This is a genomic window from Rhodococcus sp. LW-XY12 (assembly GCF_019317345.1).
Taxonomy (GTDB): domain Bacteria; phylum Actinomycetota; class Actinomycetes; order Mycobacteriales; family Mycobacteriaceae; genus Rhodococcus; species Rhodococcus pyridinivorans.
On sequence record NZ_CP079225.1, the window covers coordinates 1,651,132 to 1,669,880 of the forward strand.

The window sequence follows — 18,749 nt, forward strand, 5'->3', positions numbered from 1 at the left end:
TGCGGCTGGCACGATAGTGGGCATGTTGCACGGGCTGTGGTCACCGGGATCCGGCCTGATGCTGTGGTGGGACCCCGCCGCAGAGCCCGATCCCGACGCGCTGCCGTCTGCGCTGCGCCGGTGGATCGACCGCCCGTTCCGCCATCGCGTCACCCTCACCTTCCCTACGGAGACGGAGCCGAGCACGCTGCCCGCCGTCGCGGTCGCACCGGCGGACGCAGCCGAGCTTCTGCTGGACATGCCGCGGCGTCCCGGGGGTGTCGGCGGCGATCTGCGATATCTCGCGCACGTCGCCCGTGGCATCGAGAGGTGGGCGCAGGCCGGCCGCGTCGCACCGGAGCTCGTGCGTGTCGAGAAGCAGTGGTGGGCGCGGTGGCGCCTGCTCGGCGGCGAGAAGACGCGGGCCTGGTCCGCCGAACTCGCGGCCGCGATGTCTCCCGCGCAACGACAGCTCGGACGGCCCGTCGATCTCCTCGACGATCTGTGCCGCGAATTGACCGACCCCATCGTGCGCACCCTCCACGGCTCGTCGACCTCGCTGCACCCCCTCGTCGCTGCACTGGCCGAGGGCAGTCCCCATCCCCGTGGCACCCAGCGCATGGCCGATGCGCTCGAGGAATGGCGCGCCAGCCTCGCCGGATACGAACCCGACCTCGTGCTGCGCCTCGTCGAACCGGACGACGTCGACGACGGGGTCGGAGCCGACTCCATCTGGCGGCTCGAGGTGTGCCTGCGTCCGGAGGGACAGTCCCCGACGCCGCTGCCCGTCGAGGACACCGACCCGCACCTGCTCCAGATCGGCGTGCGCAAGCTCGGGATCGCGCTCCAGGCCTATCCCCGCCTGCAGGACGTGCCCCGCGATCCCGACAGTCTCGACCTTCTGCTGCCCACCCCGGTCGTCGTCGATCTCGTCGAGCACGGCGCCCGGGAGCTCGACGCCGCAGGCATCGCGGTGCTGCTACCGCGCGCTTGGACCCGGGTCGATCCGTCCCTGCGTCTGCAGGTCGAGTCACCCGTCGCCCCCGTGAGCGCCGACGACAGCGTCGTCGGGATGAACGCGATCGTCTCGTACGAATGGCAGCTCGCCGTCGGCGACATGCTGCTCACCCCGTCGGAGATGGAAGAGCTCGTCGCGGCCAACAGCGACCTGGTCAAACTGCGCGGCAAATGGGTGCGGGCAGATGCCGAGGCGCTGGCCCGAGCGGCCCGGTACGTCACCGCGCATTCCGCCGAGGATGCGACCCTCGGGTCGTTGTTCGCCCAGTTCACCGGCGACGATACTCCGCCCGCGGAGGTCACCGAGATCTCCGCCTCCGGCTGGGTCGAGATGCTGCTCGACGGGCAGGCGCACCCCGAGCCTGTCCCCGTGCCGGCGGGATTGAACGCCGAACTGCGTCCCTACCAGCAGCGCGGCCTCGACTGGCTCGCGTTCATGAGCCGGCTCGGTCTCGGCGCCGTGCTCGCCGACGACATGGGCCTGGGCAAGACCATTCAGGTGCTCGCGCTGCTCGCCCATGAACGAGAGTCGGGCCTGCGGAACGCCCCGACCCTGCTGGTCTGCCCGATGTCGGTGGTGGGCAACTGGCAGCGTGAGGCCGAACGGTTCGTGCCCGACCTGCGGGTGCACGTCCACCACGGCGCCCAGCGGCTGAGCGGACCGGCGCTCGCCGCCGCTGCCGCCGACCACGATCTCGTGGTGACGACGTACGCCATCGCCGCCCGCGACGTCGCGCAGCTCGCGACGCTGACCTGGCAACGCGTGGTCCTCGACGAGGCCCAGCACGTGAAGAACACCGCGACCGCGCAGTCCCGCGCCACGCGCGCCGTGCCCGCGGCGCACCGGATCGCGCTCACCGGCACACCGGTGGAGAACCGGCTCGAGGAACTGCGCGCGATCCTGGACTTCGCGAATCCGTCCCTGCTCGGCACCGCGGCGTCCTTCCGGGCCCGCTTCGCGGTGCCGATCGAGCGCGACCACGACGCCGTCGCTGCGGCGCGGTTGCGGGCGTTGTCCGCACCGTTCGTGATGCGCCGCGTCAAGACCGACCCCGACGTGATCTCCGATCTGCCCGAGAAGTTCGAGCAGACCGTGCGCGCCAACCTCACGGCCGAGCAGGCCGCCCTGTATCGGGCCGTCGTGGACGACATGATGCGCCGGATCCGGGACAAGGAGGGCATGGCCCGCAAGGGCGCGGTGCTCGCGGCGCTGACCCGGCTCAAGCAGGTGTGCAACCACCCCGCGCACTATCTGGGCGACGGCTCGCCCGTCCTGCGTCGCGGACGGCACCGCTCGGGCAAACTCGGCCTGGTCGAGGACATTGTCGAGTCGGTGCTGGCCGACGGCGAGAAGGTGTTGCTGTTCACGCAGTTCCGCGAGTTCGGTGAGCTCGTCGTGCCCTATCTCGAGGAGCGGTTCGCCACGACGGTTCCCTTCCTGCACGGGGGAGTGTCCAAGGGCCGGCGCGACGCGATGGTCGACGGCTTCCAGAGCGAGGGCGGACCGCCGATCATGGTGCTCTCGCTCAAGGCGGGCGGCACCGGACTGAACCTCACCGCCGCCAACCACGTCGTGCATCTCGACCGGTGGTGGAATCCGGCGGTGGAGAACCAGGCCACCGACCGTGCGTTCCGGATCGGGCAGCGTCGCGACGTCCAGGTCCGCAAGCTCGTCTGTGTGGGAACGGTGGAGGAGCGTATCGACGAGATGCTCACCGGCAAGCAGGAACTGGCCGAGATTGTGGTCGGGGCAGGGGAGAACTGGATCACCGAGCTGTCCACCGATCAGCTGCACTCCCTGCTCACCCTCGGCGACGACGCGGTGGGGGACTAGATGGCACGGGGCAACGTACGCCGCTACGGCACGGCCCGCCGGATCGACGGCGGCATCGAGGCGCGCACCAAGCGGGGCTCGATCGGCCGCAGCTGGTGGTCGAAGGAACTGATCTCGGCGATGGAGGAGGTCGCCGAGAAGGGGCGACTGACGCGGGGCCGTGCGTATGCACGCGCCGGCCAGGTGATCTCCATGCGGCTCGAACCCGGAGCGGCCGTCGGCGACGTGCAGGGCAGTCAACTCACCCCGTTCACCTCGGCGGTGCGGGTGCGCACGCTCGACGAGGAGGCGGTGGGAGACCTCGTCTCGCTCGTCCGCTCGTCGCCGGGCATGCTGGCGCGACTTGCGGCGGGCATCCTTCCCGAGGAACTCGGATCGGCCCTCCTCCCGCGACGCGCGGGTGAACTCGACTTCGACTGCACCTGCCCCGACGACGGGTGGCCCTGCAAGCACGCCGCGGCCGTCGCCTACCTGCTCGCAGAACACGTCGACGACCAACCGTTCGCGGTCCTGACCCTGCGCGGGGTGGACCTCGCGACGCTGATCGGCGGCGTCGACGATGCGGGCGCCGACGAAGAGGCGGCCGCGGCGCGGGACTTCTACGGCGACGACACCGAGTTGTCCGAGCTGCCCACGGAGCGGTTCCGTCCCGCGCTCGAGGACCTCGATCCGATGCTGCTGCGCCGCGCGTTGCGGGCCGGCGGAACCGACGAAGCCGTGGTGATCCGGGGGATCATCGACCTCGAGGATCTCTACCGCCGCATGCGTTGACCTCGATCGGTCGCCGGTGGTTGTGTCGTCCGTCCCCGGGGTATGCCGCCCGTGAAGGTGACGGCTCCGGTCGCGCCACCGACAGCACATGCCACGAGTGGAGGATTCATGCGGACTCCGGAAGCATCGTCGACAGCGCGGGAGAACGCCGAACGTGCGGTCGATGCGGTCCAGCAGGAGGCCGACACCTATCGGAACGGGGAGGATCGACCCCTCGGTGGATATGCGGTGCTCATGTCCGTGTACCTCACCACTGTCGGCACGCTCGGCGCCGTCGCGGCAAAGCGCGGGCGGCCGATGCCGAAGCCCGATGCCGGCGATCTCGTGGTGACCGCGCTCGCGAGCCACAAGGTCTCCCGGATCGTGAGCAAGGCGGCGGTGACCAGTCCCGTCCGCGCACCGTTCACGAAGTTCGACGGCCCCGGTGGTCCGGCCGAGGTGATGGAGCAGCCCCGCAAGTCGTCGCGGGTCCGTCACGCCGTCGGGGAACTGCTGGCCTGCCCCTTCTGCCTCGACCTGTGGACGGTGACGGCGATGGTCTTCGGCCGCGTCTACGCTCCGAATCTCACGCGTCTGGTGGCGGGTTCGTTCGCGGCGCTGACCGGAGCCGACTTCCTGCACCTGGCGTACGCGAAGGCGCAGCAGATCGCCGAGGGCTGATATCGGCCCCTCGCGCATCGACCGTGCGTGAGGGTGCCGGCGGATCCGGTCCGGTGTGACGGTAGACATACGTGGACTTCCAACTATAGGATGAGCGAAGACTTCGGGCCTGGGCCCGTTCGTGCCGAAATCGCACACCCCACGTCATCGCACACCAGTAAAGGACGGGATCGGACATGAGCGTTCGAGAATTGACCCACTTCGTCGGCGGGCAGCACGTCGCCGGCACCTCCGGCCGCTTCGCCGACGTCTTCGCCCCCAACACCGGAGAGGTCCAGGCCCGCGTGCCGCTCGCGGCCGACTCCGAGGTCGACGCCGTCATCGCCAACGCCGCCGAGGCGCAGAAGGTGTGGGCGTCCTGGAATCCGCAGAAGCGAGTGCGCGTCCTCATGAAGTTCGTGTACCTCGTGCAGGAGAACATGGACGAGCTCGCCCACCTGCTGTCGAGCGAGCACGGCAAGACCGTCCCCGACGCGAAGGGCGACATCCAGCGCGGCCTCGAGGTGATCGAGGTCGCGATCGGCGCCCCGCACCTCCTCAAGGGTGAGTACACCGAGTCCGCAGGCGGCGGAATCGACGTGTACTCGATGCGTCAGCCCCTCGGCGTCGTCGCCGGGATCACCCCGTTCAACTTCCCGGCCATGATCCCGCTGTGGAAGGCCGGCCCGGCGCTCGCCGCCGGAAACGCGTTCGTGCTCAAGCCTTCCGAGCGCGACCCCTCGGTGCCGCTCCGTCTGGCCGAGCTGTTCCTCGAGGCCGGCCTGCCCGCCGGTGTGTTCAACGTCGTCAACGGCGACAAGAGCGCCGTCGACTACCTGCTCGACGACCCGCGCATCAAGGCGATCGGCTTCGTCGGCTCGACCCCCATCGCGCAGTACATCTACGAGACGGCCGCGAAGAACGGCAAGCGCGCACAGTGCTTCGGTGGTGCGAAGAACCACGCGATCGTCATGCCCGACGCCGACCTCGACCAGGTCGCGGACGCACTCGTCGGCGCCGCCTACGGCTCGGCCGGTGAGCGCTGCATGGCGCTGTCCGTCGCCGTCCCCGTGGGCGAGGAGACCGCGGATCGTCTCGTCGCCAAGCTCACCGAGCGCATCGCCGAACTGCGTATCGGCACCAGCTTCGACGAGAAGGCCGACTTCGGTCCGCTCGTGACCGCCGCCGCCCGCGACCGCGTGCACGGCTACATCGCCCAGGGCGTCGAAGAAGGCGCCGAGCTGGTCGTCGACGGCCGCGACTTCGTCCTCGAGGGCCACGAGAACGGCTTCTTCTCGGGCGCCACCCTGTTCGACAAGGTCACCCCCGAGATGTCCATCTACAAGGAGGAGATCTTCGGCCCCGTGCTCACCGTGGTGCGTGCGCGCGACTACGAGGACGCCCTGCGCCTGCCCACCGAGCACGAGTACGGCAACGGCGTCGCGATCTTCACCCGCGACGGCGACACCGCCCGCGACTTCGCCGCCCGCGTCGAGGTCGGCATGGTCGGCATCAACGTCCCCATCCCCGTCCCGATCGCGTACTACACCTTCGGCGGCTGGAAGGCCTCCGGCTTCGGCGACCTCAACCAGCACGGCCCCGACGCCTTCCGCTTCTACACCAAGACCAAGACGGTCACGCAGCGCTGGCCGTCCGGTGTCAAGGAAGGCGACATCGAGGGTGCGCACGTGGCCGACACCGACCACTTCGTCATCCCGACGATGAACTAGGCGGTCCATCGATGTTCGTTCTCACCGACGACGACCGGGCGATCCGCGACACCGCCCGGGACTTCGCCACCGAATATCTGGCCCCGAACGCGGTCGAATGGGACCAGAGCAAGCACTTCCCCGTGGACGTGCTGCGCAAGGCCGCCGAACTGGGCATGGGCGGGATCTACGTCCGCGAGGACGTGGGCGGATCGGGGCTGCGACGCCTCGACTCCGTCCGCATCTTCGAGGAGCTCGCGAAGGGTTGCCCGTCCATCGCCGCCTACATCTCCATCCACAACATGGTCACGTGGATGATCGACAAGTTCGGCAACGACGACCAGCGCAAGCAGTGGATCCCGAAGCTCTGCACGATGGAGAACCTCGCGAGCTACTGCCTCACCGAGCCGGGCGCCGGATCCGATGCGGCGGCCCTGAGCACCAAGGCCGTTCGTGACGGCGACGAGTACGTGCTCACCGGAGTCAAGCAGTTCATCTCCGGGGCCGGCACGTCCGACGTCTACGTGGTCATGGCCCGCACCGGCGATACCGGCGCCCGCGGTATTTCGGCGTTCATCGTCCCGAAGGACACCACCGGGCTGTCCTTCGGCGCCAACGAGAAGAAGATGGGCTGGAACGCGCAGCCCACCCGCCAGGTCATCCTCGACGGCGCCCGCGTGCCCGCCGAGAACCTCCTCGGCACCGAGGGCGGCGGCTTCCGGATCGCCATGCACGGCCTCAACGGCGGCCGCATCAACATCGCCGCGTGCTCGGTGGGCGGCGGCCAGACCGCCCTCGACCGGGCGGTCGCCTACCTCGCCGAGCGCAAGGCATTCGGCGAGCGGCTGCTCGACTCGCAGGCGCTGCAGTTCCGCCTCGCCGACATGCGGATCGAACTCGAGGCCGCACGCACGATGCTGTGGCGTGCCGCCGACGCTCTCGACCGTGGCGCCGACGACGTCGTGGAGCTGTGCGCGATGGCCAAGCGCTTCGCCACCGACACCGGTTTCGAGGTCGCGAACGAGGCGCTGCAGTTGCACGGCGGATACGGTTACCTTGCCGAGTACGGGATCGAGAAGATCGTCCGCGACCTGCGCGTGCATCAGATCCTGGAAGGAACCAACGAGATCATGCGGGTGGTCGTCGCGCGGAGCGTGGTGGCCGCAGCGCAGAACGGAGTGGCATGACCGGGCAGGAACCCGAGATCCTCATCGACGTGAAGGACGGCATCGGCCGTATCACGCTCAACCGGCCCAAGGCCATCAACGCCCTCAACCACGCCATGGTCCTCGAGATGTCGAAGGCCCTGAGCGCGTGGGAGAACGACGATTCGGTGCGTGCTGTGCTGGTGCGCGGTGCCGGTGAGCGCGGCCTGTGCGCCGGCGGCGACATCGTCTCGATCTACCACGACGCCAAGGACGGCGGCACGGGATCGCAGGACTTCTGGCGCGACGAGTACATCCTCAACGCCGCCATCGGTCGTTACCCGAAGCCGTACATCGCGATCATGGACGGCATCGTCATGGGCGGCGGCGTCGGGATCTCGGCGCACGGCAACGTCCGGATCGTCACCGAACGCTCGAGCATCGCGATGCCCGAGACCGGAATCGGATTCGTTCCCGACGTCGGCGGCACCTACCTGCTCTCGCGCACCCCCGGCGAGATCGGCACGCACATCGCGCTGACCACCGGACGGATGAAGGCCGGCGACGCCGTCACCCTGGGCTTCGCCGACCACTACCTGCCGTCCGATTCGCTCGACAAGTTCGTCGCCGCACTCGAATCCGGCCCGCTCGAGGACGCGCTCGCCGAATACTCGCAGCCCGCACCGGAATCGGCGCTGCTCGGGCAGCGCGAATGGATCGACGCGGCGTACTCCGCCGACACCGTCGAGGAGATCGTCGAACGCCTTCGGGCTTCCGATGTTCCGGAGGCACGGGAGACCGCCGGCCAGGTGCTCGCGAAATCGCCTGTCGCGCTGAAGGTGACCCTCCGCTCGCTGCGTCACGCCCGGCAGCTCGGCAGCCTCGAAGAGGTGCTGAACGAGGAGTTCCGGGTCTCGACCGCCTCGCTGAAGTCGCACGACCTCGTCGAGGGCATCCGCGCACAGGTCGTCGACAAGGACCGCAACCCGCAGTGGTCGCCGGCGACCCTCGCCGATGTCACCGAGGCCGACGTCGACGCCTACTTCCAGCCGCTCGGCGATCTCGAACTCGGGCTCGCCGCTTCCAAGGAGAACGACCGATGAGTGAACTTCCCACCGTCGCCTTCCTCGGCCTCGGACACATGGGTGGGCCGATGGCCGCGAACCTCGTCCGCGCCGGGTACACAGTCAACGGTTACGACCCGGTTCCCGCTGCGCAGGAAGAGGCCACGAAGAACGGCATCACCGTCGCCGAGACCGCGACCGACGCGGTGCGCGGCGCCCAGGTCGTGATCACCATGCTGCCCAACGGCAAGCTCGTCCTCGACCTGTACGACGAGATCCTGCCTGCGGCCGAGGCGAACACGTTGTTCGTCGACAGCTCGACCATCGACGTCGCCGATGCCCGCGCGGCGGCGGAGAAGGCACGCAAGGCCGGTCACCGTGCCGTCGACGCCCCGGTCTCCGGCGGTGTCGCCGGTGCCGCCGCAGGCACCCTCGCGTTCATGGTCGGCGGCGGCGAGGACGACTTCGCCACCGCGAAGCCGCTGCTCGAGGCCATGGGACGTAAGATCGTCCACTGCGGCGGGTCGGGCAACGGCCAGGCCGCGAAGATCTGCAACAACATGATCCTGGGCATCTCGATGATCGCCATCAGCGAGGCGTTCGTCCTCGGTGAGAAGCTGGGCCTCGACAACCAGGCACTGTTCGACGTCGCGTCCAACGCGTCCGGTCAGTGCTGGGCGCTGACGAGCAACTGCCCGGTGCCGGGCCCCGTCCCGACCACCCCCGCGAACAACGACTACACGCCGGGCTTCGCGGCCGCGCTCATGGACAAGGATCTCGGACTGGCCGCGAACGCGGTGCGCGCCAACGGTGTCGAGGCCGAACTCGGACTGCGTGCAGCCGAGCTCTACCATCGTTTCAACACCGAGGGTGGTGGAGGACTCGACTTCTCCGCCATCATCACCGACATCCGAGACCGCTCGACCGTGAAGGACAGCCAGTGACCGATTTCGAGACCATCCTGCTCGACCGCAAAGGCCGCGTCGGCATCGTCACCCTCAACCGGCCGAAGGCGCTCAACGCCCTCAACAGCCAGTTGATGCGTGAAGTCGTCGCCGCCGTCGAGGAACTCGACGCGGACGACGAGATCGGTGCGATCCTGCTCACCGGCTCGGAGAAGGCGTTCGCCGCCGGCGCCGACATCAAGGAGATGGCTCCGAAGACCTTCGCCGAGGTCTACGCGGAAGACCTGTTCTCGCAGTGGGATCGGCTCTCGTCCGTCCGCAAGCCGATCGTCGCTGCGGTGTCGGGCTACGCGCTCGGTGGCGGTTGCGAGCTGGCGATGCTGTGCGACTTCATCATCGCGTCCGACACCGCCAAGTTCGGTCAGCCCGAGATCAAGCTCGGCGTCATCCCGGGCATCGGCGGATCGCAGCGTCTCACCCGCGCCGTGGGTAAGGCCAAGGCCATGGACATGTGCCTGACCGGCCGCAACATGGACGCCGAGGAGGCCGAGCGCGCCGGACTCGTCTCGCGCATCGTTCCCGCCGCCGAACTGTTCGACGTGGCGCTCGAGACGGCGACGACCATCGCGTCGATGTCGCTGCCGGTTGCGATCATGGCGAAGGAGGCCGTCAACCGGTCCTTCGAGACGACGCTGGCCGAGGGCGTGAGGTTCGAGCGCCGCGTGTTCCATTCGACGTTCGCCACCGCCGACCAGAAGGAAGGCATGGCGGCCTTCGTCGAGAAGCGCGCGCCGGAGTTCAAGCACGCCTGATCCGCACCACCCGTACACGACGAAGGGCTGCCCCGAACGGGGCGGCCCTCCTCGTTTCTCGGCAATCTCTCGCGCCTCACCACTTGGAAGGCGCACCGCCGGTGTCGAAGTCGCCGGCGTCGTGCCGCATCGTCGCGATGATGCGCAGCAGTGTGTCGATGTGCTCCTCCGGAATGCCGGGCCGGGCGAAGACCTCCGTGTTGAGCTTCTCCGTCGCCTGGATCGCCAATGCCCGTCCCTCGTCGGTGAGTTCGATGAGTGTGGCCCGTCGATCGCTCGGATGCGGGGTACGCCGGACCAGTCCGGCCTTCTCGAGCCGGTCGACGGCATTGGTGACGCTGGTGGGGTGCACCTGCAGGCGCGCGCTGGCCTTCGCCATCGGCAATGCTCCCGACCTGGTGAAATGCAGCAGCGTGAGCAGTTCGTAGCGGGCGAAGGTCAGGCCGAAGGGCTTGAGCACCTCCTCGACCCGCGCCATCATGATCTGCTGTGCCCGCATCACCGAGGTGACCGCGGCCATGCCGTCCGCGACTTCGCCCCAGCCGTGGGCGGTCCACTGGCGGTGGGCTTCGGCGATGGGGTCGAGGGGGAGTGGTGCGGGCATGCCTCCATCATCCCACGGACGAACGCGCAGGTAGCCAGGGCACACCGGTTTCCGGTGCCTTTCCTGCCGGGTTCAGCGGTACGCGTAGTCGCGGAAACGTTCGTCGACCTCGCCCACACTCAGCCCGAACTCCTCGAGCGTGTACCGGTGCGCGGGTTTCCTTGCCCCGCTGCGGCTTTCTTCGTGCAGGTCGGCCATCGCGCGTTCGGCCTCCGCGGTGAACGGCAGACCGAACCGGTCGTACAGGCCGCCGACGGTGCCGAGTGGATCGGCGACGAAATCCCGGTAGTCCACGTCGACGAAACGGGCGGGATCGTGCCGGCGGCGCACCTCGGTGAAATGATCGAAACCCCGTGCCCAGAGGTCGAGCTGGCTGCGCCCGATCGTCTCACCGACGAACGCGTCGGACCATCCCTCTGTGGCCTGCGCCGCGAGGCTGCACACCGACGGGATCACGGTGCGCGGATCTCGATGGGTGACGACGACGAGCGCGTCCGGATACACCGTGAGCAGTTCGTCCAGTGCGAACAGATGACTGGGATTCTTGAGCACCCACCGCTTGTCGGCGTCCGGCAGTCCGATGAGCTGCAGATTCCTCCGGTGCCGGGCATAGGCCGCGGTCCAGTCCTGCTCCGCGAGCCACTGCGAATAGGTGGGCAGGTGGGCCAGGCACTCGTAGGAGATCGAGCGGAACGACTGGCGCAGCAACTGCCAGCATTCCTCGACCTCGGCGGCCGACATGTAGTGCACACCCATGAATTCGGGATGCTCGACGTGGTGCTGTGCGAATCCGGCCTCGATCCCGGCGAAGACGGGATTCTCCGCCCAGGTCTCGCGAGGAGGTCGCGGTTGCGGCATCTCGGTCAGCCACATCTCGAGCCCCTGATGGGCGGGATCCGCGGCGAGTAGGCGGTGCAGTGCCGTCGTGCCGGTACGGGGCAGGCCGGTGACGAAGATCGGCCGGGTGACCGGGACGTCCGCGTGCTCGGGATGGGCAGCCCAGGCAGATTCCGACAGCAACCGCGCCACGAGGGCGCCGCGCAGGAAGACCCGTGACATCTTGCTGCCGAGCGGGGTGAGCTTCTCGTCCCGCGCATACGACTCGAGCAGGACCTCGAGCCCGTCACGGTAGTCGTCGTCGCCGAGATCGGTCAGGCCCGTCAGGCGGGTCGCGGAAGCGTGCAGATCCTCGACGCTGCCGACGGTGGTGCGTTCGCTCATGTGCTTTCCCGTTCAGTGGTGGTATTCGCCGCAGTTGACGTCGAGGCACTGGCCGGTGATCGCCGAAGCCATCGGCGAGGCCAGGAAGATCACCGCATCCGCGATTTCCTCGGTGGTCGGGAGACGCTTCAGATCGGAGGCGGCGGCGGTGTGCTCGTAGATCTGTTCGACGGTGGTGCCGTACTTTCCCGCCTGGTGTTCGAAGTACCCCTGCAGGAGCGGCCCCCAGATGTACCCCGGTGCAACGGAGTTCACCCGGATTCCCTGCGGTCCGAGTTCCGTCGCCAGGGACTGCGACATCGCCAGCAACGCCGACTTCGCGAGTTTGTAACTGCCGTAACGTTCCTGGGAGTGCCGCAGCACCATCGAATTGATGTTGACCACCGCGCCGGCCGACTCGGCGAGGGCGGGGGTGAACAACTGCGTGAGCCGCAGCGCGCCGAGGACGGTGAGCTCCACGCTGTCCCGGATCTGCTGGAAGTCGGTGCGCGCCAACAGTTTCATCGACGGAACGGAGAACGCGTTGTTGACGAGCACGTCGACACCACCGATCTCCGAGACCGCAGACTCGACAAGGGCGGCGGCGGACTCGTCGTCGGTGATGTCGGTGGGCACGACCAGGGCCCGGCGGCCCGTGCTCTCGACTTCCGCTGCAACCTTCTCGAGCCGCTCCCGGGTCCGGGCGGCGAGCACCACGTCGGCGCCGTGTTCGGCGCACCGCAGCGCGAGGGTGCGCCCCAGTCCCGGGCCGACACCGGAGATCACGACGACGCGGTCGCGGAGCAGTCCCGCTGCCGCGCTCATGCGAGCATCCGATCGGCGACGCCCCGCTGACGGTCCGCGATGCGCTGCGCCCAGGCCTCGGGAGTGATGCGGTTCGAATCGTGGAAGGGCAGGACCTCGGAGAGCCGGTCGAACGGCACCACCTCGGCGGTCGGGCCGTCGGCTGCGGTGAGTTCGCGATCGAGGCGCTGCCAGCGGAACTGCAGGATCCCGCGGCTGCGGCCGAGGGTCTCGACCCAATTGGTCAGCCCCGGATCGCGGGCCGAGACCACGATCCGGACCATCCCGTCGGGATCGACCTGCGCCTGACTGTTGTTCAGGGAGGTCTGGTGGTGGATGTAGTCCAGGGAGATGTACCAGAGGCTGCCGATCTGGAAGCCCAGATAGGGCGCGTCGCTCGCCGGGAGGGGCAGGACCATCGCCTCGTCGTCGCCGAGTTCGTAGTGCCCGACGGACGAGTACTGGGTGTCGAGACCACCTGGGGTGCGGCGCGGCTCGGTGACCGTGTTCACCGGCAGCTTCAGGTAGAACCACTCGGGGAACTGCAGCCAGGTCTTCACCCGCGAGACCAGTGCGCGACCGGCGCGTTCGTAACGGGTGACCGCGTCCTGGTGGGTGGGTTCGGGTGCCGGGGTGCCGAGACTGTCGAGCCGGTGGATGCTCAGCATGCCGCGGCGCTGCGTCCAGTCGCTGTAGACCTCGCGGACCACGAGCTGCGACGAGCCGGGCGCGAGCGGGAAGTAGTTACGTTCCGGGTCTCGTGGGCCGGGTCCGAACCGCACCTGGAAGGTGCCGTCGTCGGCGATGGTCAACGCGCGGTCGTCGAAGGCCGTGACGTTGCCGGGCACCTCGGCGTCGGTGTAGTTGCCGGCCAGCACCTGGAAACTGAGATCGCAGGTCGTGCCGCGGCGCCCGGCGACGACGTACTCGGCGTCGTCGCGTATCGATGCGCCCCAGTACAGGGTGTCGGGATTGTCGAGGCCCATCTTCGCGTAGGGGCCGGTGCCGGTGACGAAGACCGGATGGGATCGGCTGTACGCGAAGGTGGCGTGGACGCACGCCGAGATCCCGCCCGCCAGATATCCGTATCCCTCGACGAGGTCCTGTTCGGTGCGGATGTGCGGGGCTGTGGCGACGAGCTTCTCGGCCTCGGCTATCGCCGCGGTGAGCGGATCGGTGAGCACTACGATCTCCTGTGGTCCAAATATGTACCGCTGCGGTAGTCTTCCGTTGCGCCGAGAGTAGAACGTGTTCCAGGGAGGGTCAATGGCTCGTCGCGAGACCGAGACACTCGGGAAGCCGACCGCCGGGGCGGGAGCCGCCCGCGGGTCGCCGCCCACGGAACGCGTCGTGCAGGTCCTCGACCACCTCGTCGCGCGACCCGGCGTCCGGTTCGGACTGTCGGAACTGGCGCGCGAACTCGATCTGAGCAAGCCCACCTGCTTGGGCATCCTCACCGTGCTCGCCGACGCGGGTTATCTGATCCGCGACCCCGTCGACAAGACCTACGGTCTCGGGCCGGCGCTGATCGTCGCGGGACGCGCAGCCCAGCGCGGCTTCGCGTCCGGGCCGGTCGCCCACCGGCATCTCGCCGCCCTCTCCGAGGAGTTCGCCGTGATGTGCTCTGCGTCGGCGGTCGTCGGCGACCGGATCGCGGTGCTCGACGTCATCGGTGGCCACGGCACGGCCGCGGCGGCACGCGTGGGGGAGGTGTACCCCTTCGCGCCCCCGGTGGGGCTGATGTACGTGCTGTGGGACACCGACGAGCGCATCGAACAGTGGCTGCGGCGAGAGCCGACCCTGCCCGTGACCGTCGACCGCGACGAGCTGTGGCGGATCGTCACCGAATGTCGCCGGACAGGTTATCTGACGGAGTCCCTCACTCCCGGCGGCCGTCGCCTGTACGCGCTCATGGCGGGAGTGGTCTCGCACGACCTCGCGCCCGAGATGAGGGAGATGCTGGCGGAACTCGTGGCCAGCCCCGGTGAGCGCGTGCTGCTGCCCGACGCCTTCGCCGCGGGGGAGAAGCGGGCGGTCAACCTCGTGGCCGCCCCGGCCTACGATCCCGACGGCCACCAGTCGCTCGTGCTCACGCTGCACCTCGAGCGGGAAGTGGACGCCGCCGGGATCGAACGGTACGGCGCGGCACTCGTGGCGGTCGCGGATGCGATCACCGCAGATCTCGGCGGACACCGGCCACCGCGCTGACGGAGGGCTGCGGAGACCACCCGTTGACCTGGAATTGAAACTCGTTCTACTGTTGCGCAGTAATCTTCGACCGCATCGGTACACATGTGTACCGAGCCGGGTGAGAGGGGCGCGAGTGACCACGGTGCCACCGCAACGACCACCGACCTACGAACTTTCGCTGCTCGGTGCGCTCGAAGCCGAGTCCGTGCACATCTTCCGCGAGGTCGCCGCGACCTTCTCCCGTCCCGTCCTGCTGTTCTCGGGTGGTAAGGACTCCGCGGTGATGCTCCACCTCGCGGCCAAGGCGTTCTGGCCGGCGCCGCTGCCGTTCCCCGTCCTGCACATCGACACCGGGCACAACTTCGACGAGGTGATCGACTTCCGCGACCGCACCGTCGAGCGCCTGGGGATCCGGTCGATCGTCGCCTCGGTGCAGGACGACATCGATGCCGGGCGTGCCGTCGAGGACGACAAACCGCACGCGACCCGCAACCGGCTGCAGACCGGAACCCTCCTGCGCGCGTTGCGGGAAGGGGGATTCGACGCCGTCTTCGGGGGTGCTCGTCGCGACGAGGAGAAGGCCCGCGCGAAGGAACGCGTCTTCAGCCTGCGCGACGAGTTCGGGCAGTGGGACCCGAAGGCGCAGCGACCCGAACTGTGGCAGCTGTACAACGGCCGGCACCGCCGCGGCGAACACATGCGGGTCTTCCCGCTGTCCAACTGGACCGAACTCGACATCTGGCGCTACATCCGCGACGAGGGCGTCGACCTGCCGTCCCTGTACTACGCCCACCGGCGACCGGTGATCGAGCGCGACGGAATGCTGCTCGCGCACAACCGTTTTCTTACCCTCCTCCCCGGGGAGACTCCGCGCGAGAGCCTCGTCCGGTTCCGCACCGTCGGTGACGCGACGTGCACCGGCTGCGTCGAATCCGCCGCCACCACCGCGGACGAGGTGGTCACCGAGGTCTCCGCCAGCAGGGTCACCGAACGCGGCGCCACGCGGGCGGACGACCGGATCTCCGACGCCGGAATGGAAGACCGCAAGAGGGAAGGCTATTTCTGATGTCCCCCCTGCTGCGCATCGCCACCGCCGGCAGCGTCGACGACGGCAAGTCCACGCTCATCGGCCGATTGCTGTTCGACTCGAAGGCCGTCTTCGAGGACCAACTCGAGGCGGTGACCCGCACGAGCCTCGACCGCGGCGCCGACCGCGCCGATCTCGCGCTGCTCACCGACGGCCTGCGCGCCGAACGCGAACAGGGCATCACGATCGACGTCGCCTATCGCTATTTCGCCACGGCGCACAGAACATTCGTCATCGCCGACACTCCCGGTCACGAGCAGTACACGCGCAACATGGTCACCGGGGCGTCCACCGCAGACCTGGCACTCGTCCTCGTCGACGCCCGCAACGGCATCGTCGAGCAGACCCGCCGGCACGCCTTTCTCGCGTCGCTGCTCGGGGTGCGGCACGTGGTGCTGTGCATCAACAAGATGGACCTGGTGGACTGGTCGCAGAGCCGGTTCGACGAGATCTGCGACGAGTTCCGGAATCTCGCGGCGAAGCTCGACATGCCCGACCTCGCCTTCGTTCCCGTCTCCGCCCTGCACGGCGACAACGTCGTCTCCCGCACCGCGAACATGCCGTGGTACGAGGGGACTTCGCTGCTGCACCATCTCGAACAGGTCCACATCGCGTCGGACACCAACCTCATCGATGCCCGACTGCCCGTGCAGTACGTCATCCGGCCGGGCGAGGGTGAGCACCGCGACTTCCGCGGCTACGCCGGGACGGTCGCCGCCGGCGGATTCGCGCCCGGCGATGAGGTGGTCGTTCTCCCTTCCGGTTTCGGAACGCGGGTGCGAACGTTGTGGGGGCCGGGCGGGACGGAACTCGAGCACGCCTTCGCCGGTGCGGCGGTGTGCGTCGAACTCGAGGACGACCTCGACGTCGGACGCGGCGACATGCTGTGCCGCCCCAACAATCGTCCGCTCGTCGGCCACGAGATCGACGCCATGGTGTGCTGGTTCGACGAACGCTCCGCCCTCGATCCGGACGCCCGCTACGCCCTGCTGCACACCACGCGCTCGACCACCGCGCGGGTCGCGCGGCTGGACTACCGCCTCGACGTCAACAGCCTGCACCGCGACGAGGCCGCGACGACGCTCGGTCTCAACGAGATCGGCCGCGTGCAATTGTGGACGCAACAGCCGCTGCTGTTCGACCCCTACCGGCGCAACCGCACCACCGGAAGCTTCGTGCTCGTCGACGAACGTACCGGCAACACCGTCGCGGCCGGAACGATCACCGGCCCGACACTCGCTGACACGGCGGTGGTCTGGCACTCGGCGGCGGTCTCACGGCCCGAACGGGGGACGGCCGGGGCGACGGTATGGCTCACCGGGCTGTCCGCCTCCGGCAAGTCCACCCTCGCCGTCGAACTCGAACGACGACTGCTCGCCGAGGGCATCCCCGCCTACCGCCTCGACGGCGACAACCTCCGGCACGGCCTCAACGCCGACCTCGGCTTCGGTCCGGAGGACCGCGCGGAGAACGTCCGCCGCGTCGGTGCGGTCGCACAGCTGATGGCCGACGCCGGACTCGTCGCGATCTGCGCGCTCATCAGTCCCTACCGTCAGGACCGCGACCGCATCCGCCGGCAGCACGAGGAGTCCGGGATCCGGTTCGTCGAGGTCTTCGTCGATACGCCGCTCGCCGACTGCGAGGCCCGCGACCCGAAGGGCATGTACGCGCGGGCACGTGCCGGTGAGATCACCGGTTTCACCGGCGTCGATGATCCCTACGAACCACCGTCCGATCCCGAGCTGGTCGTGCGCCCCCACGACGGCACGCCTGCCGTGCAGGCGGGCCTCGTCGTGGAATTGTTGAGGCCATGACGCACGACAACAGCGACGACGCTCGGCTCGCGGCCGAGACGGCTTCCGGCGCAGGTGAACTGCTGCTCACGGTCCGCGCCATCGAATCGGATGCCCTTACCGGGCGCGAGCTGGGCCGGCGCGGCGACCACGCCGCCAACACGTACATCCTCGAACGGCTGGCGACCGCGCGGCCCGGCGACGCGGTGCTCTCGGAGGAATCCGCGGACGATCCGGCCCGGGTCGGCGCCGACCGCGTCTGGATCATCGACCCGCTCGACGGGTCGAAGGAGTACGGGATGCCCGACCATGTCGACTGGGCGGTTCACATCGCGCTCTGGGAGGCAGGACGAGGGCTCACCGCCGCCGCGGTCGCGCAACCGGCGATCGGCGTCGTCCACAGCACCGCAGATCCGGTCCCGGCGCCGCGGCCGGCCCGCCGTCGCCCCCGCATCGTCATCAGCGGGAGCAGGCCGCCCGCCTTCGTCTTCGATCTGGCCCGCGATCTCGGTGCCGATCTGATCCGGATGGGGTCGGCCGGTGCCAAGGCCATGGCGGTGGTCCGCGGGGAGGCCGACGCCTACATCCACGCCGGAGGTCAGTGGGAGTGGGATTCGGCGGCGCCGGTCGCGGTCGCGCGCGCTGCGGGTCTGCACTGCGCGCGGATCGACGGCAGCGAACTCGAATACAACCGGCCGCACCCGTATCTGCCCGACCTCGTGATCTGCCGCGCAGACTGGGCACCGGAGGTGATGTCCGCGCTGGCCGCGCACGCCACCGGGCCGACCGACAGCCCCCGCGCCGCGATGGCACGCGCATACATCCGATCCCTGGTCAGCCACGACGCGTCCCACGTCCGGCTCGCCGAAAACGCCTGGCGGGTCGAGAACGGGGAACGCACCGGCGACAGCGGCATCGAGATCCGCGACCGCCTCGAGAACGGCCCGGAATACCGGCCCATCCGCCGCGTCCGCGACCTGCAGTTCCGCGAATGGCACCACAGTGTCGTCGCGCGGTTCGTCCTGGACATCGCAGCAGGTCCGGGCGCCGAGACGTCGGTCGCGGTGACCGAGCACTTCGACATCCCGGCGGGGGAGATCCGGTCGATCGTGGCGATCATCGAGCCCGCGCAGGGTAATAGTTGAATTCATTATTGTAGCTTTCGAACGAAAGTCACCATGATCGAGAGGCATCAC

Annotated in this window: 16 protein-coding genes; 12 read left to right on the forward strand and 4 right to left on the reverse strand. The window is 68.8% G+C overall.

Translation table 11 applies throughout. From position 1 onward, the window contains the following. The first annotated feature begins 22 nt into the window (after positions 1–22). The 8 genes from KXC42_RS07730 to KXC42_RS07765 all read left to right on the forward strand — a co-directional run bounded on the left by KXC42_RS07730 (position 23) and on the right by KXC42_RS07765 (position 9,875). Positions 23–2,830 carry a DEAD/DEAH box helicase gene (locus KXC42_RS07730; protein ID WP_071934683.1) on the forward strand — a complete coding sequence of 936 codons (2,808 nt, stop codon included), beginning with the start codon at positions 23–25 and terminating at the stop codon, positions 2,828–2,830. Continuing rightward, positions 2,831–3,601: an SWIM zinc finger family protein gene (locus KXC42_RS07735; protein WP_219130131.1), complete on the forward strand. Its 771-nt coding sequence runs from the start codon at positions 2,831–2,833 to the stop codon at positions 3,599–3,601. 108 nt (positions 3,602–3,709) lie between these two features. Beyond that, the gene (locus KXC42_RS07740) at positions 3,710–4,261 is read left to right on the forward strand and encodes a DUF1360 domain-containing protein (RefSeq protein ID WP_006552558.1); all 552 of its coding nucleotides are present in this window, start codon (positions 3,710–3,712) and stop codon (positions 4,259–4,261) included. A gap of 176 nt (positions 4,262–4,437) precedes the next feature. Next, a complete protein-coding gene (locus KXC42_RS07745) occupies positions 4,438–5,970 on the forward strand; it encodes a CoA-acylating methylmalonate-semialdehyde dehydrogenase (protein WP_006552559.1) in 1,533 nt (510 codons plus the stop codon). 11 nt (positions 5,971–5,981) lie between these two features. Continuing rightward, positions 5,982–7,136: an acyl-CoA dehydrogenase family protein gene (locus KXC42_RS07750; protein ID WP_033097990.1), complete on the forward strand. Its 1,155-nt coding sequence runs from the start codon at positions 5,982–5,984 to the stop codon at positions 7,134–7,136. Further along, positions 7,133–8,197, forward strand: coding sequence for an enoyl-CoA hydratase/isomerase family protein (locus tag KXC42_RS07755; RefSeq protein WP_019288955.1), 1,065 nt, complete (start codon positions 7,133–7,135; stop codon positions 8,195–8,197). The genes KXC42_RS07750 and KXC42_RS07755 overlap by 4 nt, the downstream gene beginning before the upstream one ends. Continuing rightward, positions 8,194–9,102, forward strand: coding sequence for a 3-hydroxyisobutyrate dehydrogenase (gene mmsB / locus KXC42_RS07760; RefSeq protein ID WP_006552562.1), 909 nt, complete (start codon positions 8,194–8,196; stop codon positions 9,100–9,102). Before KXC42_RS07755 ends, mmsB begins: the two co-directional genes overlap by 4 nt. Further along, on the forward strand, positions 9,099–9,875 hold the full coding sequence (locus KXC42_RS07765) for an enoyl-CoA hydratase (protein ID WP_219130132.1): 777 nt from the start codon (positions 9,099–9,101) through the stop codon (positions 9,873–9,875). Before mmsB ends, KXC42_RS07765 begins: the two co-directional genes overlap by 4 nt. Positions 9,876–9,951: 76 nt before the next feature. Here KXC42_RS07765 and KXC42_RS07770 read toward each other — a convergent pair whose 3' ends face one another. The 4 genes from KXC42_RS07770 to KXC42_RS07785 all read right to left on the reverse strand — a co-directional run bounded on the left by KXC42_RS07770 (position 9,952) and on the right by KXC42_RS07785 (position 13,667). Further along, positions 9,952–10,479 (reverse strand): MarR family winged helix-turn-helix transcriptional regulator, encoded by a 528-nt coding sequence (locus KXC42_RS07770; RefSeq protein ID WP_006552564.1) that lies wholly within the window; start codon positions 10,477–10,479, stop codon positions 9,952–9,954. Positions 10,480–10,551: 72 nt separating this feature from the next. Then, a complete protein-coding gene (locus KXC42_RS07775) occupies positions 10,552–11,700 on the reverse strand; it encodes a sulfotransferase (RefSeq protein ID WP_019288956.1) in 1,149 nt (382 codons plus the stop codon). A gap of 12 nt (positions 11,701–11,712) precedes the next feature. Beyond that, the gene (locus KXC42_RS07780) at positions 11,713–12,504 is read right to left on the reverse strand and encodes an SDR family oxidoreductase (RefSeq protein WP_219130133.1); all 792 of its coding nucleotides are present in this window, start codon (positions 12,502–12,504) and stop codon (positions 11,713–11,715) included. Beyond that, positions 12,501–13,667 carry a hypothetical protein gene (locus KXC42_RS07785; protein WP_219130134.1) on the reverse strand — a complete coding sequence of 389 codons (1,167 nt, stop codon included), beginning with the start codon at positions 13,665–13,667 and terminating at the stop codon, positions 12,501–12,503. Before KXC42_RS07785 ends, KXC42_RS07780 begins: the two co-directional genes overlap by 4 nt. An 82-nt stretch (positions 13,668–13,749) precedes the next feature. Between KXC42_RS07785 and KXC42_RS07790 the strand changes: the two genes are divergently transcribed. The 4 genes from KXC42_RS07790 (at position 13,750) to KXC42_RS07805 (ending at position 18,698) form a co-directional block, all read left to right on the forward strand. Further along, positions 13,750–14,691, forward strand: coding sequence for an IclR family transcriptional regulator (locus tag KXC42_RS07790; protein WP_219130135.1), 942 nt, complete (start codon positions 13,750–13,752; stop codon positions 14,689–14,691). 115 nt (positions 14,692–14,806) lie between these two features. Next, a complete protein-coding gene (gene cysD / locus KXC42_RS07795) occupies positions 14,807–15,739 on the forward strand; it encodes a sulfate adenylyltransferase subunit CysD (protein WP_219130136.1) in 933 nt (310 codons plus the stop codon). Beyond that, positions 15,739–17,574, forward strand: a complete 1,836-nt coding sequence (gene cysC, locus KXC42_RS07800; protein ID WP_039587743.1) for an adenylyl-sulfate kinase — start codon at positions 15,739–15,741, stop codon at positions 17,572–17,574. The genes cysD and cysC overlap by 1 nt, the downstream gene beginning before the upstream one ends. Then, positions 17,571–18,698 carry a 3'(2'),5'-bisphosphate nucleotidase CysQ gene (locus tag KXC42_RS07805; RefSeq protein ID WP_219130137.1) on the forward strand — a complete coding sequence of 376 codons (1,128 nt, stop codon included), beginning with the start codon at positions 17,571–17,573 and terminating at the stop codon, positions 18,696–18,698. Before cysC ends, KXC42_RS07805 begins: the two co-directional genes overlap by 4 nt. Positions 18,699–18,749 lie beyond the last annotated feature (51 nt).

Excerpts from the sequence above, each read along its gene's own strand:
- cysC (WP_039587743.1), top strand. The coding sequence starts at position 15,739 with ATGTCCCCCCTGCTGCGCATCGCCACCGCCGGCAGCGTCGACGACGGC.
- KXC42_RS07755 (WP_019288955.1), top strand. The coding sequence starts at position 7,133 with ATGACCGGGCAGGAACCCGAGATCCTCATCGACGTGAAGGACGGCATC.
- KXC42_RS07805 (WP_219130137.1), top strand. The coding sequence starts at position 17,571 with ATGACGCACGACAACAGCGACGACGCTCGGCTCGCGGCCGAGACGGCT.
- KXC42_RS07730 (WP_071934683.1), top strand. The coding sequence starts at position 23 with ATGTTGCACGGGCTGTGGTCACCGGGATCCGGCCTGATGCTGTGGTGG.
- KXC42_RS07735 (WP_219130131.1), top strand. The coding sequence starts at position 2,831 with ATGGCACGGGGCAACGTACGCCGCTACGGCACGGCCCGCCGGATCGAC.
- KXC42_RS07750 (WP_033097990.1), top strand. The coding sequence starts at position 5,982 with ATGTTCGTTCTCACCGACGACGACCGGGCGATCCGCGACACCGCCCGG.
- KXC42_RS07740 (WP_006552558.1), top strand. The coding sequence starts at position 3,710 with ATGCGGACTCCGGAAGCATCGTCGACAGCGCGGGAGAACGCCGAACGT.
- mmsB (WP_006552562.1), top strand. The coding sequence starts at position 8,194 with ATGAGTGAACTTCCCACCGTCGCCTTCCTCGGCCTCGGACACATGGGT.
- KXC42_RS07775 (WP_019288956.1), bottom strand. The coding sequence starts at position 11,700 with ATGAGCGAACGCACCACCGTCGGCAGCGTCGAGGATCTGCACGCTTCC.
- KXC42_RS07745 (WP_006552559.1), top strand. The coding sequence starts at position 4,438 with ATGAGCGTTCGAGAATTGACCCACTTCGTCGGCGGGCAGCACGTCGCC.
- KXC42_RS07770 (WP_006552564.1), bottom strand. The coding sequence starts at position 10,479 with ATGCCCGCACCACTCCCCCTCGACCCCATCGCCGAAGCCCACCGCCAG.
- KXC42_RS07780 (WP_219130133.1), bottom strand. The coding sequence starts at position 12,504 with ATGAGCGCGGCAGCGGGACTGCTCCGCGACCGCGTCGTCGTGATCTCC.
- KXC42_RS07790 (WP_219130135.1), top strand. The coding sequence starts at position 13,750 with ATGGCTCGTCGCGAGACCGAGACACTCGGGAAGCCGACCGCCGGGGCG.